Below are 14,970 nucleotides of genomic sequence, written 5' to 3' on the forward strand. Positions count from 1 at the left end.
GAGAGAACATTCTCTCCATCAGGTTTGGTGGCGATAGCGAAGAGGTCACACCCGTTCCCATACCGAACACGGAAGTTAAGCTCTTCAGCGCCGATGGTAGTTGGGGGTTTCCCCCTGTGAGAGTAGGACGCCGCCAAGCTTCTATAAAGATCAGTTCCAGTCGGAACTGGTCTTTTTTGTGTTTTCTTCTAACAGCATCATGATGTAAGCTGGGAACTTCTCTTCTGCAATCTCCATGTAGCGTTCAATCATGACGTAATCATCGCTAATGTACTGAGACAGCAGCTCGTACCACCATTCTGTTTCGTAGCGGGCAATCATACTAAGGTTATACATCAATAAGTAATGGCTGATGATCTCAGGAATCCCTAGAAAAGCATCTCGTGTTGACGGTATAAACCATTGATCCATTTCTAAATCATAATGAAGATGAGTAGCAAGTGCTGGGTTTTCTTCAAGAAATACATCAAACGTCAGTTTTTTAGCCTCTCTCTGTTTGAGTTTCCAGCTTGTATGAAACTCAAAGTATTCAATAAACCGTTCAGCAGACATATTATAAAGTAATGGAATATGATCTTGAATCATCATTCCATTAGCCTTTTCTACTTTAACTAAAGTCGAAGGCTGCTTTTGAAACTCTAGAATATGACTCATTTCAGGTATTTTAGACAGGAGATGGATCATCGTAAATCGCTCATCTTCAAGACCATTTAATTGAAATAGATGCTTTAACACATGCATACACAGCCCATTTCTTTGGATTTTCACCTCATCTTCACTAAAACGGTAATGCTGTTTCTTCCTCTTTCTCGATGTTACGCCATGAGCTAAAACAGAGGTTTGAGAAGGATAATGGGGGTCCACTGTCAACAAACATGCTTTTAGCAGCTGTGCCATTCCATAAAACAATAAAATGGGTTTAAGTTCTAGAGGCGCGATCGCAGCCTGTTCATAAAACGTGTGGCCATGTTTTAGAAAGTAAATAAATCGTTCACAGTTTTTATAGGCTTGCTGGTTTGCATCTTGAATGTTCCGTTTTTCATATTGTTGAAATAGAAACTTTTGGGAGGTTTCGAGCGAGTAAAAACGTTTTAAATCCTTCCATCCTGAACTTTTCATCTTCTTCCTCAACTCTCTTTATATTTTCTAAAAATTGCAACTGTTTGTTGCTTCCTTGACATGCTGTTTGCTAGTTGATAATCTACATATAATATTTTGCCGAAAAGAGGGGGATTTACTAATGTGGGAAAGTAAATTTTCAAAAGAAGGTTTGACGTTTGACGATGTTTTGCTTGTTCCAGCAAAGTCTGAAGTACTTCCGCGTGATGTCGATTTATCAGTGGAGCTAACAAGCACATTAAAGCTAAACATTCCAATTATCAGTGCGGGAATGGACACAGTGACGGAATCACAAATGGCGATTGCAATGGCACGTCAAGGTGGTCTTGGTATTATTCATAAGAACATGTCCATTGAACAGCAAGCAGAACAGGTGGATAAAGTAAAACGTTCAGAGCGCGGTGTTATTACAAATCCATTCTTCTTAACACCAGAGCATCAAGTATTTGATGCAGAGCATTTGATGGGTAAATACCGTATTTCAGGTGTGCCGATTGTCAACAACGAACAAGACCAAAAGCTTGTTGGTATTATTACGAACCGTGACCTTCGTTTTATTTCGGATTATTCAATGAAGATTAGCGACGTGATGACAAAAGAGGAACTTGTGACAGCTTCTGTTGGTACAACGTTAGAAGAAGCTGAAAAAATCCTACAGCAGTACAAGATTGAAAAATTACCTCTTTTAGATGACGAAGGAACACTAAAAGGTCTCATCACAATCAAAGATATTGAAAAAGTGATTGAATTCCCTAACTCCTCTAAAGATGCACATGGCCGTTTAATTGTTGGTGCCGCTGTTGGTGTCACTGGCGATACAATGACACGTGTGAAAAAATTAGTTGAAGCCAATGTGGATGTCATTGTCATTGATACAGCACACGGTCATTCTCAAGGTGTTCTAAACACTGTATCGAAAATCCGTGAAACGTATCCTTCTCTTAACATCATTGCTGGTAATGTTGCAACAGCCGAAGCAACAAAAGCATTGTTTGAAGCAGGAGCAGATATTGTGAAAGTCGGTATCGGACCAGGATCTATTTGTACAACACGTGTTGTTGCAGGTGTCGGTGTACCACAAATCACAGCGATCTATGACTGTGCAACAGAAGCAAGAAAACATGGTAAAGCTATTATTGCAGATGGTGGAATTAAATATTCAGGTGATATCGTGAAAGCATTAGCATCTGGCGGACATGCTGTTATGCTGGGAAGCCTTCTAGCTGGTACATCTGAAAGCCCAGGAGAAACAGAAATTTTCCAAGGTAGACGATTCAAAGTTTATCGTGGTATGGGTTCTGTCGCTGCAATGGAAAAAGGAAGTAAAGATCGTTACTTCCAAGAAGATAATAAAAAATTCGTTCCTGAAGGTATTGAAGGCCGTACACCATACAAAGGGCCAGTCGTTGATACAGTGTATCAACTAGTTGGCGGTATTCGTTCTGGTATGGGTTATTGTGGAACAAAGGATTTACGCACTCTTAGAGAAGAAGCACAGTTTATTCGTATGACGGGTGCAGGACTTCGTGAGAGTCATCCACATGATGTACAAATTACAAAAGAATCACCAAACTACACAATTTCTTGATAAATTGTGACAATCAAATTACATTTGACAGGGTCTATGACTCTGTCTATTTTTTTTGTCTTTATTGTGATAAAATTTATACTGTTGTGTTGAGATAAGCCCTTGTGGATTACATATATATGAAAAACGTCGAAAAAAGATGAATACGGAGGTATGACGATTGAACAGCAAGATGTTGAAACAGCTTATGGTCTCTATCCTTGCATTGGCATTGATTGTTACAGCGTTTACACCAATGTCCAAAGCAAAAGCTGCTGAAGATCCATTCAGTGTGAATGCGAAAGCAGCGATCCTTATTGAAGCTTCTACAGGTAAAATTCTTTATAGTAAAAACGCAGATCAAAGACTGCCTATTGCAAGTATGGCAAAAATGATGACAGAGTATCTATTACTAGAGGCAATTGCTGAAGGAAAAGTGAAATGGGATCAAAAGTATACGCCAGATGATTATGTATACGAAATTTCTCAGGACCGCAGCTTATCCAACGTTCCTTTGAGAAAAGATGGTTCGTATACAGTAAAAGAACTCTATCAAGCAACGGCTATTTATTCGGCAAATGCAGCAGCGATTGGTTTAGCAGAAGTGATCGCTGGATCAGAATCAAAGTTTGTTGAAAAAATGAACGCAAAAGCAAAAGAACTTGGTTTAACAAACTACAAATTCGTGAATGCAACTGGTCTGGAAAATAAAGACTTACATGGCCAACAGCCAAAAGGTACAGGTCCTGATGAAGAAAGTGAAGTATCTGCAAAAGATATGGCTTTGCTTGCACAGCATCTCATCAAAGACCATCCAGAAATTCTTGAAACAGCAAGTATTGCGAAAACAAAGTTCAGAGAAGGCACGGACGATGAAATGGACATGCCTAACTGGAACTTCATGCTTAAAGGACTTGTGAAGGAATATAAAGGTGTTGACGGTCTGAAAACAGGATCTACAGATTCAGCCGGTTCTAGCTTCACAGGTACAGCAAAACAAGGTGACATGCGTGTCATCGCAGTTATCTTGAATGCAAAAGGTAATCTTCATACAGCACGTTTCGACGTGGCAAAAAAACTGTTCGACTATGCGTTTAAAAACTTCACGATGAAAGAAATGTACAAAAAAGGTCAACAAATTAAAGGACATGAAAACATCGAAGTGGATAAAGGCAAAGATAAAGAAGTACCTGTTGTGACGAAAGAAGCATTTTCTGTACCAGTAAAAAATGGTGACGAAAAGAGCTATAAAGCAAAAGTAAATATCGAGAAAAAGAACCTAGAAGCTCCTATTAAAAAAGGAACGAAAGTTGGCATGCTGACGACTTCTTATTCTGGTGATGAGAAGGACTACGGCTATTTAAATAAAGACCAATCAGGTGTTGAGCTTGTGACGAAAACAGGCGATGAAAAAGCAAACTGGTTCATCCTTGCAATGCGCGGTGTAGGTGGATTCTTCGCTGGCATTTGGGACGGAATCGTGGACACAGTAAAAGGCTGGTTCTAATAAAAAAACTGCTCTCTATTCATGAGAGCAGTTTTTTTATCGTTAAAAGAAGAGCGATTGCTTCTGATTTTGAGGAGTGGACAAGGCTTGCTGAAAAATACCACATAACTTTTCCACGCCCTCGGTCAGTGCTTTTTCATTCACATAGGAAAAGCTGAGGCGGATATAATTCTGTTTCGGCTCTCCAGGATAGCAGACAGAGCCAGGCAGAAAAGTAATTTGCTGCTTACGTGCTTCATGCAAAAGTGCTCGTGTATCGACCCATGAAGGAAAGCTGAGCCATAAATTGAGCCCGCCCTGTGGAATTTGCCACGTTACATCTTTCGGTGCGTGCTTCGTTAACACATCCATCATCAAATCGCGTCTCACCTTCAAGGCGGTTCTTAGCTTCTTCGTATGATCAATCATTTTCTTCGATGTCAGAAACGGCAATATGGCCTTTTGTGTGAGGAGAGGGCTGCCTAAGTCATTATTGGCCTTTGCAGCTAATAAACGGTTAAATATCGAGCCTGAAGCGGTGATAATCCCTATTCTGCATCCTGGAGCCAGTGTTTTACTTAATCCTCGTAAATAAATGACGTGTCCATCATGATCCAAGCTTTTAATAGGTGCTGGCGGCTTCTTTTCAAAATAAAGCTCACGATATGGGTCATCTTCTACAATGAGACAATCTATGCTTTGAGCCAGTAAGAGAAGCTGTTTTCTGCGTTTCATCGACATACTGGCCCCTGTCGGACTGTGGAAAGTAGGAATCGTATAGATCAGCTTCGGTTTATATTTATCACAAATGCTTTGAAGCTGCTTCATGTTCATTCCTTCATGATCGACAGGGACGGTAATGATTCTTGCTCCTCTGCCCATAAAGACATCAATGGCCCCGGGATAGGTCGGTGCTTCCATGACAACCACATCATCCGGCCCAATAAACGTACGTGCCACCAAATCAAGCCCTTGCTGAGAACCACTTGTTACAAGGATATTTTCAGGGGTAGACGGCACATCCAACTTTTCTAAAAAGGACTGAATGACTTGTCGCAGCTGAAGATCACCTTGTATTTCACCATACTTCGACATGATTTGAGGATGCCTGGCTAGCACATGCTGCATTTCTTTTTCTAAATACCGGTTTGGCAAAAGACCTGGATCGATCATAGAGGAAGAAAGGTTAATGGCTTCTTCGACATAGTGATACTGGGCGAATTGAGACCGTGGTAAATAATCTGGAATCGATAACTGCCAATCGAAAGAAGTAGATGATGGAACCGGGGTTTCTGCCTGCTCTTGCTGCTCATCCACAAAAGTTCCTTTACCTTGCACTGTCGTTAAATATCCATCGTCCTTTAATCGGGTATATGCCTTAGCTGCCGTGACAAGACTCACATTGAGCTGCTTAGCTAAATCACGGACAGTTGGCAGCTTTTCTCCTTGCTGAAGCAAACCCGATTGAATGTGATCGATGATTGAAAAGTAAATTTGATTTGAAAGAGATGTATCAGAGTGTCGATGGATATCAATATGCATGAAATCCCTCCATAGAATGCAAAATTGTTATACATGAATTTTAATTGTTATAGTTGCATTATAGCATGTAAATCACACTTGAAAGAGAAAATGACATGTTTTTAGCTAAAAATCCTTTATATACAAGGGTTTATTCTTTTTTATCCGCTGGTTGAATTGTTATACTATTCTCTTTATTGTTATACTTCCTCGCTTGTATGATAAAGATGTTGAATGAATCGAATAGACAAATGGGAGGAAACTATTGTGAGCAATAAGGGAACTGAACGAGTGAAACGTGGAATGGCAGAAATGCAAAAGGGCGGCGTCATTATGGATGTTGTCAATGCGGAGCAGGCAAAAATTGCAGAAGAAGCAGGTGCGGTGGCAGTCATGGCACTAGAACGAGTACCAGCTGATATCCGTGCAGCAGGCGGTGTTGCCCGTATGGCAGACCCAAGAATCGTAGAGGAAGTACAAAATGCAGTAACGATTCCAGTCATGGCAAAAGCACGTATCGGCCACATCGTCGAGGCTCGTGTTCTTGAAGCACTTGGTGTTGATTATATCGATGAGAGTGAAGTGCTGACGCCCGCAGATGAGGAATTCCATTTAAATAAAAATGAATACACAGTACCTTTTGTCTGTGGATGCCGCGATTTAGGTGAGGCAACCCGCCGTATCGCAGAAGGCGCTTCTATGCTTCGTACAAAAGGAGAACCTGGGACAGGCAACATCGTAGAAGCTGTGCGTCATATGAGAAAGGTCAATGCTCAGATTCGTAAAGTATCGGCTATGAGTGAAGATGAATTGATGACAGAAGCCAAGAATCTTGGCGCGCCTTATGAATTATTGCTGCAAATCAAAAGAGATGGCAAGCTGCCAGTTGTGAACTTTGCTGCAGGAGGCGTTGCGACACCAGCAGATGCTGCGTTAATGATGCAGCTTGGAGCAGACGGTGTATTTGTCGGATCTGGTATTTTCAAATCAGACAATCCAGCTAAATTTGCAAAAGCAATTGTTGAAGCAACGACTCATTACACTGATTACCGTCTCATTGCAGACCTTTCAAAAGAGCTTGGAACAGCTATGAAAGGAATTGAAATTTCAAATCTACTGCCAGAAGAACGTATGCAAGAGCGTGGCTGGTAATTAAGGGAGCGCAAACGAACATGCTGACAATTGGTGTACTTGGGCTTCAAGGAGCGGTGAGAGAGCATATTCAATCGATTGAAGCCTGCGGCGCAGAAGGAAAGATCATCAAACGTGTAGAAGAGCTAGAATCCGTTGACGGTTTGATTATCCCTGGTGGAGAAAGTACGACGATGAGGAGACTTATGGATACGTATCAATTCATTGAACCAATCAAAGCGTTCGCTGCTAAAGGGAAACCGATTTTCGGGACATGTGCCGGTTTGATTATGCTGGCTAAGCATATCGAAGATCGAGAAGATGCTCATCTTGGCCTGTTAAATGTATCTGTTGCACGGAACTCTTTTGGCAGACAGGTAGACAGTTTTGAAGCAGATTTAAAAGTAAAAGGACTGGATGCGCCGTTTACAGGGGTATTCATCCGTGCGCCTCATATCATCAGCGCAGATAATGACGTAGAAATCATGGCTGAATATGATGGCAGGATTGTGATGGCGAAAGAAAACAATATCTTAGGCTGCTCTTTTCATCCAGAGCTGACAGACGATCACCGGTTAACACAGCTGTTTGTAGACATGGTGAAGTCCTACAAAACGAAGCTTGCTGTATAAAACGGTTGAAAAGAGGTAAAACTTATAGTACATTAAAATCACAATCAAAGATCGAAAAAGCGTTGACGGGAAATAGTAAGAAGCCCCTCTTTCTCAGAGAGCCGATGGTTGGTGAGAATCGGTGAAAGATGCATTCTGAATCCATCCTTGAGCGAAATGCTGAAACACGAGAAGTAAGCATTTACGGTGATACCGTTACAGAGGAAAGAGGAAAGCGTGCTTCTGCATGTTTTCAATCAGGGTGGCAACGCGAGAGCTCTCGTCCCTTTCATGGGATGAGGGCTCTTTTTATTTTTCGATAAAAAAAGGAGTGTTACACATGCTTGATATTAAACAACTGCGCACGGACTTTGATCAAATCAAAGAAAAATTAGCACACCGAGGCGAAGATTTAGCGGATTTTGATAAGTTTGGTGAGCTAGATCAAAAAAGAAGAGAATTAATCGGGAAAACAGAAGAATTAAAGAGCCGAAGAAATGAAGTATCACAGCAAGTGGCCGTTCTAAAAAGAGAAAAGAAAGACGCCGATCACATTATTCAAGAAATGCGTGAGGTAGGAGATGAGATCAAGAAGCTGGATGAAGAGCTAAGAACAGTAGAAGAAAGCCTGCAGCACATCCTGTTCTCAATTCCAAATATCCCTCATGACTCTGTACCAGTTGGTGAAACAGAAGACGACAACGTGGAAGTGAGAAAATGGGGCGAACAGCCAGCCTTCTCATTTGAGCCAAAACCACATTGGGACGTAGCTGATGAACTAAAAATCCTTGATTTTGAACGTGCAGGAAAAGTGACAGGAAGCCGTTTCGTTTTTTATAAAGGGCTTGGCGCCCGCTTAGAGCGCGCATTGTATAACTTTATGCTCGATTTACATGTGGATGAGTTTGGTTTTACTGAAGTGCTTCCACCTTATATGGTCAACAGAGCAAGCATGACAGGAACTGGTCAGCTTCCAAAATTCGAAGAGGATGCCTTTAAAATACGTGAAGAAGATTACTTCCTCATTCCAACAGCTGAAGTGCCAATTACGAACATGCATCGCGACGAAATTCTCGAAGGTGAACAGCTGCCAATCAACTATGCAGCATTCAGTGCTTGCTTTAGATCAGAAGCTGGATCTGCTGGAAGAGATACACGTGGACTCATCCGTCAGCATCAATTTAACAAGGTAGAGCTTGTGAAATTTGTCAGACCAGAAGATTCTTATGAAGAATTAGAGAAACTAACAAATCAAGCAGAAAAAGTTCTTCAGCTATTGAACCTGCCATACCGTGTCATGAGCATGTGTACGGGAGATTTAGGATTCACAGCTGCGAAGAAATACGATATCGAAGTGTGGATTCCGAGCCAGAATACGTACCGTGAAATTTCTTCTTGCAGTAACTTCGAAGCATTCCAGGCAAGACGTGCAAACATTCGTTTCCGTCCAGAACCTAAAGCGAAGCCAGAACATGTCCACACATTAAATGGATCTGGATTAGCGGTAGGAAGAACCGTAGCGGCTATTTTAGAAAACTATCAACAAGAGGACGGCACAGTGATCATTCCTGAAGTACTGCGTCCTTATATGGGAAATAAAGAAGTGATGAAATAAGATGCCGTCAAGGCATCTTTTTCTTTTTACCAAAAGTCCTACAGTTTTCCTAAATTTAGCCGATAAAAAAATTAAAAGCTTCTAGGAAAGAAGGAATAACCTTGAATAGGCTTGACTATTATGTTGAAATGGCTCATTTACTTAGAAAGGTACTAGATGAAAGTATTCTTTTCGGCATCACAGATACAGAGAAGATACTTTGTTATTACCCGTCTAACACAATAGATTTTGGTATGAAAGTTGGAGACCCATTGAACCCAGAAGACCAAAATGTGGCGACGACATTAAGAGGACAAGAATATGACGGTCATTTACCAGAGCATTTATATGGCTATGAAATTGCTGTAAAAGGTTACCCGATTTTTGATGAAGAGAGAAAAGTAATTGGCTCTTTTTTAGTGGCATTTTCACATCATCGTGAAAAGAAATTAAGCGGTTATATGGAGCAAATCAATAAAGTAGCGAAAGAACTCCAAGGTGGAATTGAGCAAATTGCTGCACATTCTCAAGAACTGGCTGCCACAAGTTTAGAAATAAGCGAACAGGCAGGCAGAGCGGAAGAGAAATCTGCGAATATTGAAGAAGTCGTCAAAACCATTGGCGGGATCGCTAGACAAACAAATCTGCTCGGTTTAAACGCTGCAATTGAAGCCGCAAGAGCAGGCGAGAACGGAAAAGGGTTTGCTGTCGTTGCTGATGAAGTTCGCAAATTATCAGATGGCTCGAAGGAAGCGGCTGAAACCATTAATACATTTTTAAAAGAAATCCAAGACAGCATTGGCACTTTGTCTGAAAACATCTCACAAATCAGCAGTTCAACAAATGAACAAGCCAAACAAGTGACAGACTTTACGAAGATTATCGAGTCATTAAATGAGTTTAAAGTAGAGATGAATCAGTTTATTGAAGAAATTAGACAGGATACGAAATAGATCAAGAGCAGCCGTCAATGGCTGCTTCAGCGTGTAGACAAACCCTCGCATTCGTTGTCAGGTCTGCGCTTCGGTGCTCACGAATGTCAAATTCGCTCCGCTCCGGTGCTCGCCCTTCGTAGACTGCAAAGGTTTTCTATCACGCTGAAAAGAAGACAAAGGGCTAAAATCAAAATCATTTTAGCCCTTTGTCAACAATCTGGAGCAGCCATCAATGGCTGCTTTTTTATAGGCAAATATCATGCCGAAATCACATATTGAAATTTTTTTCGAAAAGATGTTGACTTCAAATAAAATGATATGGTATATTAATTCTTGTCGATACGGAGGAATACCCAAGTCCGGCTGAAGGGATCGGTCTTGAAAACCGACAGGGGTGTCAAAGCCCGCGGGGGTTCGAATCCCTCTTCCTCCGCCATATTGATTTTTTTACCTTAGTTGAATTGAACGCAAGCATAAAAATTGGAAATTGTCAAACCGCTGCATTTCGCGAATGCAGCGGTTTTTTTTATTTTGTTTTAGAGCGATTTTTTTGAATAACAGAAGCTATTTCATGAAGAATGGGATCAAGTGAGCTTTCATCATGAAGTAAGTCGTAATCTTCAATATTAATTTTAATCACTGGGCATAAATCAAATTGTTCGATCCATTCCGTGTATCGAGTGTACATTTCTTCCCAATAAGCCCGGTCAGTTTGAGTTTCCATCTCTCTGCCGCGTTCCTCAATACGATGTAAAATATGATCTAAATCCCCGTGTAGATAGATGAGGACATCAGGGTGAGGGAAGTAAGGTGTCATCACCATCGCCTCAAATAGGCTTGTATACGTTTCATAATCAACCTCAGACATCGTACCTTTGTCCGCATGCATTTTTGCAAAAATGCCAGTATCCTCATAAATGGAACGATCTTGTACATATCCTCCGCCAGATTCAAAAATCCGCTTTTGCTCCTTAAAACGCTCAGCTAGGAAATAGACCTGTAAGTGGAAGCTCCATCTTTGGAAATCTGAATAAAAAGGCTCTAAATATGGGTTATCATCTACTTTTTCAAGAGAGGTTTGAAACCCTAGCTTGTCCGCTATTGTTTTGGTCATAGTTGATTTGCCGACACCAACAGTCCCGGCAATTGTGATGACTGCGTCCTTTGGTATTTCGATATTGTTCATAGCACTTGCTCCTTTATGTTCTGTACAATTTGCTGGTAATCTTGCTGTGAGGAAACGAAGTCTGTATGATCTCCTTCAATTGTAATGATAGGAAGCCCTGGCTCAGTCTGTTTTAAATGTTCAATAGCCAGCTCGTAATCTTCAATGAGTGTTTTTAAATAAGCTGGGTCGATGTCTTCTTCAAAAGAGCGTCCTCTCATCTGTATTCTTTCAAGTAAGGTGGGAAGGCTGGCTTTTATATAGATCATGGCATTTGGTTTAGGAAGATCGTCTGTTAGCAGGTGATAGATCTTTCTGTATTTATCCATGTGCTTTTTTGATAATGTTCTATCTGCAAATATCATATTTTTATAGACGTGATAATCAGTGACAACTGGCTGCTGTTTATTCACATAGTTTTCTTCAATTGATTCTAACTGTTTGAACCGATTGCATAAAAAGAACATCTCAAGCTGAAAGCTCCATTGTTCCATATCTTCATAAAATTTATCTAAGAATGGATTTTCTTCTACAATCTCTTTTACTAAAGGAAATCGAAATTCCTTCGCAAGCATTGTAGCCAAAGTTGTTTTTCCGGCTCCAATCGGGCCTTCCACTGCAATAAAAGGGGCAGGATACATAGGCGTTCTCCTCTATCTATAAAGTTAAAGTTGTCAAACCAATGTATATTGTACCATACCCCTTCTAATAGATAGAGTGAATGGATTACGATGTCGTTCTTTTTTCAATATTAAATTGATCTGATAATAAGAGCCAATTTTGTGGGAAAGATAGACCTAATTTCCAATAAGCAATGCCGTTCAAATTTAGCTCTTTGATGAGGTTGAACTTTGCTTGAATTGATCTAGCGTCTTCGAACCAGACCTCATGCTCTTTGTTGTTGGCATCTGTATAACGAAAATGGGGTGCTTGTGCTGTTTCGTCGTATAAGATAGAGACATTGTGCTCTCTAGCAAGTGCAATTGCTTGTTGAGGACTGACGGCTTTGGCTATGGGACCGCCCTGGACGAAAGGAAGTGTCCAATCATAGCCGTATAAATTCTGCCCCATTACAATTTTATTGGCAGGTATGACAGTTAGTGCATATTCAATGACTTGGCGGACAGGTCCAATTGGAGAGACAGCTTGTGGAGGGCCGCCGCTGTACCCCCATTCATAGGTCATCAATACAACGTGATCGACGATCTTACCGATCGCTTCATAGTCATGGGCTTCATACCATTTGCCCTTTTGCTGACTACTTGTTTTTGGTGCAAGTGCAACAGATATTGTCCATCCTTCTTGATGGAAACGGGCTGTTGCTTCTCTTAAAAATTGAATATAAGCGTCTTTATCAGCAGGGCGTAAATATTCAAAATCAAAATGGATTTCCTTGAATTGATACTTTTTGGCAACACGAACAATTTCATTTAAAAATGCCGTTTTGACAGATTGGTTAGTTAAAAGAATACGCCCAAGTTCATCACTGAATTTTTCATTCTCTAGATTTGTCACCACCATGGTTAATACAGTTCTGTTCTGAGCGGCAATCTGGGGTAGTTGGTCTAACGGTGGTTCTCGCAGTGTCCCATCTCTTTGTGCTTGAAAACTAAAGACGTCTAAATGGGTTAAGTATGGGGAGGCCTCTCTAGCTGCCTGCTTTAAGTTTTCACTGACTTGATTTCCCCGTGGTTCAATATAAGCATTGGAATTAATGTTCCTTTTCGGTCTTTGTGGAATATAGAGCAAGAAACGAATAGGCAGTATCGCTTCAGGCCGAATTCTGTTCACGCGTGCCAATTCTTCCACTGAGATTTGAAACCGTCTACCAATTTGATATAGTGTGTCATTTTGTTTGACCTCATAAAATTGACCTCTAATTGGAATGACAATTGTTTGTCCAATGACGAGTTGATTTGGTGTTTCGATTTCGTTAGTACGGATGATTTCATTGACTGTCGTTTTAAAACGCATAGCAATGTCGTTTAAAGTATCTCCTCTTTTGACAACATAAATTTGAATAGTCAACGCCCCCTTTGTTATTGCTAACAATTTATGAGGGTTATAGCTAAATCATGTTTGATTTTCATTCGTGATTTCCTTAGCGGTAGTGATTTTGGCTAGAAGAACGTTCTCCATCATCGTTAAAGCGTAGTCGTTATCTCTGTCGTCGTTTGAAGCGATACAATCTTTAGGTACAATTAGATTGTATTCTCGCATGTATGCGTCATTTGCAGTGAACAAAACGCAAATGTTTCCGGCAATCCCGGTTAGAATAATGTCCTCAACACCTAATTCATTTAAGAGTGTCTCTAGTGCAGTACCGTAGAAGGCAGAATGCTTAGGTTTAATTAAGAAGTAATTATCTTTAGATGGTGTCATTTTCTCTAAAATAGGAGCGCTTCTTTCGTTTTTGCATGTTTCCATAACAGCTTGGATATCAGCCTTCCAAAGTCCGTAGTGATCGTTGATATAAATGATTGGCCAATTTTCCTTGAAAGCATGTTGTTTAAGAGCTAAAATTTTATTGGTCATTTGCTCTGTTTTTTCTGCAAGCACATGTCCCATTTCAAAATCAAAATCATTAATCATGTCGATAATAAGCAGCGCCTTTTTTTGCTTTGACAAAATAAGACCCCCTTTAAAAGATTGTGATAATATGTTAACCTCAATTTCCTTTTAAAAAACATGAAAAGAGAGCCGTGCCATGACGAAAGATGAAAAGTTTATGCAAGAAGCCATTTCTGAAGCCTTAAAAGCAGAACAAATAGGGGAAGTGCCGATTGGTGCGATCATTGTTGTTGATGATCAAATCGTGAGCCGGGCTCATAATTTAAGGGAAAGTGAGCAGCGTTCGATTGCACATGCAGAATTACTTGCTATTGATGAAGCATGTAAAGCGACAGGGAGCTGGCGTTTAGAAGATGCTGTGCTTTACGTTACGCTTGAGCCATGCCCAATGTGTGCGGGTGCTATTGTTCTCTCTAGAGTGAAAAAGGTCGTTTTTGGTGCATACGATCCAAAAGGTGGATGCGCAGGTACTTTAATGAATTTACTGGATGATGAACGGTTCAATCATCAGTCTGAGGTCATCGGTGGTGTACTTGAAAATCAGTGTGGTGAGCTGTTAAGTCAGTTCTTCCGAAATCTCCGTCAGCGAAAGAAACAAGCCAAAAGTAAATGAATGGATGTCGTTTGCAATTTGAGCTATAAGAAGGTATACTTATGTCTGCGTCACTAACAATTTAATATTCATTTTGCCGTGCTAAGCGGGGAGGTAGCGGTGCCCTGTACTCGCAATCCGCTCTAGCGAGGCCGAATCCCTTCTCGAGGTTCGTTTACTTCAAGGTCTGCCTTAAATAAGTGGTGTTGACGTCTGGGTCCTGCGCAATGGGAATTCATGAACCATGTCAGGTCCGGAAGGAAGCAGCATTAAGTGAAACCTCTCATGTGCCGCAGGGTTGCCTGGGCCGAGCTAACTGTTTAAGTAACGCTTGGGGTAGCGAATCGACAGAAGGTGCACGGTAAATCAATATTAAATGTAACTCATCTAGTTTAACTAGGTGAGTTTTTTGTTGCTGTTCAAAGAATAGCTTAACTGCTTTGGTTATACAAATAGATAAAAAGTCTTTTTGGAGCCATTTGTTTTTTTCACTAACCGCAAAAAGAACTGCTGTTCTGTTTGGAGTTTCAGGTCTTTTTACAAAGCTAGAAAATACGTTTTTAATACATAGAAAGTAGAAAATCTCTAGTTGAAATCATCTTTTTGGCATATTAGAAAATAAAGGTGTGCTTTTGAATTGATCGGTGCATCATGTATAATGAAAAGGATGATAAATGG

At 40.6% G+C, this 14,970-nt stretch carries 13 protein-coding genes, 1 tRNA gene, 1 rRNA gene, 1 other RNA gene and 1 other annotated feature; of the genes, 10 read left to right on the forward strand and 6 right to left on the reverse strand.

From position 1 onward, the window contains the following. Positions 1-23 precede the first annotated feature (23 nt). A 5S ribosomal RNA gene (gene rrf / locus MHI23_RS00060) occupies positions 24-139 on the forward strand. A gap of 11 nt (positions 140-150) precedes the next feature. Here rrf and MHI23_RS00065 read toward each other — a convergent pair. Further along, a complete protein-coding gene (locus MHI23_RS00065; protein ID WP_025092696.1) occupies positions 151-1,119 on the reverse strand; it encodes a YaaC family protein in 969 nt (322 codons plus the stop codon). A 121-nt stretch (positions 1,120-1,240) separates the two neighbouring features. On the opposite strand from MHI23_RS00065, the gene guaB reads away from it, so the two are divergent. Together guaB and MHI23_RS00075 are read left to right on the forward strand one after the other, a co-directional pair. Next, positions 1,241-2,707 carry an IMP dehydrogenase gene (gene guaB / locus MHI23_RS00070; protein WP_025092697.1) on the forward strand — a complete coding sequence of 489 codons (1,467 nt, stop codon included), beginning with the start codon at positions 1,241-1,243 and terminating at the stop codon, positions 2,705-2,707. 160 nt (positions 2,708-2,867) lie between these two features. Further along, positions 2,868-4,193, forward strand: coding sequence for a D-alanyl-D-alanine carboxypeptidase family protein (locus MHI23_RS00075; RefSeq protein WP_342492185.1), 1,326 nt, complete (start codon positions 2,868-2,870; stop codon positions 4,191-4,193). Positions 4,194-4,235: 42 nt separating this feature from the next. Here MHI23_RS00075 and MHI23_RS00080 read toward each other — a convergent pair whose 3' ends face one another. After that, positions 4,236-5,714: a PLP-dependent aminotransferase family protein gene (locus MHI23_RS00080; protein WP_024425755.1), complete on the reverse strand. Its 1,479-nt coding sequence runs from the start codon at positions 5,712-5,714 to the stop codon at positions 4,236-4,238. Positions 5,715-5,960: 246 nt separating this feature from the next. Between MHI23_RS00080 and pdxS the strand changes: the two genes are divergently transcribed. From pdxS to MHI23_RS00105, 5 genes are all read left to right on the forward strand, one after another. Beyond that, positions 5,961-6,845 (forward strand): pyridoxal 5'-phosphate synthase lyase subunit PdxS, encoded by an 885-nt coding sequence (gene pdxS / locus MHI23_RS00085; RefSeq protein WP_024425756.1) that lies wholly within the window; start codon positions 5,961-5,963, stop codon positions 6,843-6,845. Positions 6,846-6,865: 20 nt separating this feature from the next. Further along, positions 6,866-7,456 carry a pyridoxal 5'-phosphate synthase glutaminase subunit PdxT gene (gene pdxT / locus MHI23_RS00090; RefSeq protein ID WP_025092700.1) on the forward strand — a complete coding sequence of 197 codons (591 nt, stop codon included), beginning with the start codon at positions 6,866-6,868 and terminating at the stop codon, positions 7,454-7,456. Positions 7,457-7,509: 53 nt separating this feature from the next. Next, positions 7,510-7,726: a binding site (T-box leader), on the forward strand. Positions 7,727-7,775: 49 nt separating this feature from the next. Further along, the gene (serS, locus tag MHI23_RS00095) at positions 7,776-9,050 is read left to right on the forward strand and encodes a serine--tRNA ligase (protein ID WP_342492186.1); all 1,275 of its coding nucleotides are present in this window, start codon (positions 7,776-7,778) and stop codon (positions 9,048-9,050) included. Positions 9,051-9,151: 101 nt separating this feature from the next. Beyond that, on the forward strand, positions 9,152-9,982 hold the full coding sequence (locus tag MHI23_RS00100) for a methyl-accepting chemotaxis protein (RefSeq protein ID WP_326136798.1): 831 nt from the start codon (positions 9,152-9,154) through the stop codon (positions 9,980-9,982). Between the two features lie 325 nt (positions 9,983-10,307). After that, positions 10,308-10,400 (forward strand) — tRNA-Ser (locus MHI23_RS00105). 90 nt (positions 10,401-10,490) lie between these two features. Here MHI23_RS00105 and MHI23_RS00110 read toward each other — a convergent pair. From MHI23_RS00110 to MHI23_RS00125, 4 genes are all read right to left on the reverse strand, one after another. Continuing rightward, the gene (locus tag MHI23_RS00110) at positions 10,491-11,150 is read right to left on the reverse strand and encodes a deoxynucleoside kinase (RefSeq protein ID WP_003218104.1); all 660 of its coding nucleotides are present in this window, start codon (positions 11,148-11,150) and stop codon (positions 10,491-10,493) included. Then, a complete protein-coding gene (locus MHI23_RS00115) occupies positions 11,147-11,770 on the reverse strand; it encodes a deoxynucleoside kinase (RefSeq protein ID WP_342492187.1) in 624 nt (207 codons plus the stop codon). Before MHI23_RS00115 ends, MHI23_RS00110 begins: the two co-directional genes overlap by 4 nt. 85 nt (positions 11,771-11,855) lie before the next feature. Next, positions 11,856-13,157 carry a glycoside hydrolase family 18 protein gene (locus tag MHI23_RS00120; protein ID WP_025092701.1) on the reverse strand — a complete coding sequence of 434 codons (1,302 nt, stop codon included), beginning with the start codon at positions 13,155-13,157 and terminating at the stop codon, positions 11,856-11,858. Between the two features lie 45 nt (positions 13,158-13,202). Next, positions 13,203-13,757, reverse strand: coding sequence for an isochorismatase family cysteine hydrolase (locus tag MHI23_RS00125; protein WP_024426742.1), 555 nt, complete (start codon positions 13,755-13,757; stop codon positions 13,203-13,205). A gap of 79 nt (positions 13,758-13,836) precedes the next feature. On the opposite strand from MHI23_RS00125, the gene tadA reads away from it, so the two are divergent. After that, positions 13,837-14,313 (forward strand): tRNA adenosine(34) deaminase TadA, encoded by a 477-nt coding sequence (gene tadA, locus MHI23_RS00130; protein WP_024426741.1) that lies wholly within the window; start codon positions 13,837-13,839, stop codon positions 14,311-14,313. A gap of 76 nt (positions 14,314-14,389) precedes the next feature. Beyond that, an RNA gene (gene ffs / locus MHI23_RS00135) (signal recognition particle sRNA large type) lies at positions 14,390-14,654 on the forward strand. Positions 14,655-14,970: the final 316 nt, after the last annotated feature.

The sequence above is a fragment of the Bacillus sp. FSL M7-0003 genome, assembly GCF_038628485.1.
In the GTDB taxonomy this organism is placed as follows: domain Bacteria; phylum Bacillota; class Bacilli; order Bacillales; family Bacillaceae; genus Bacillus; species Bacillus safensis.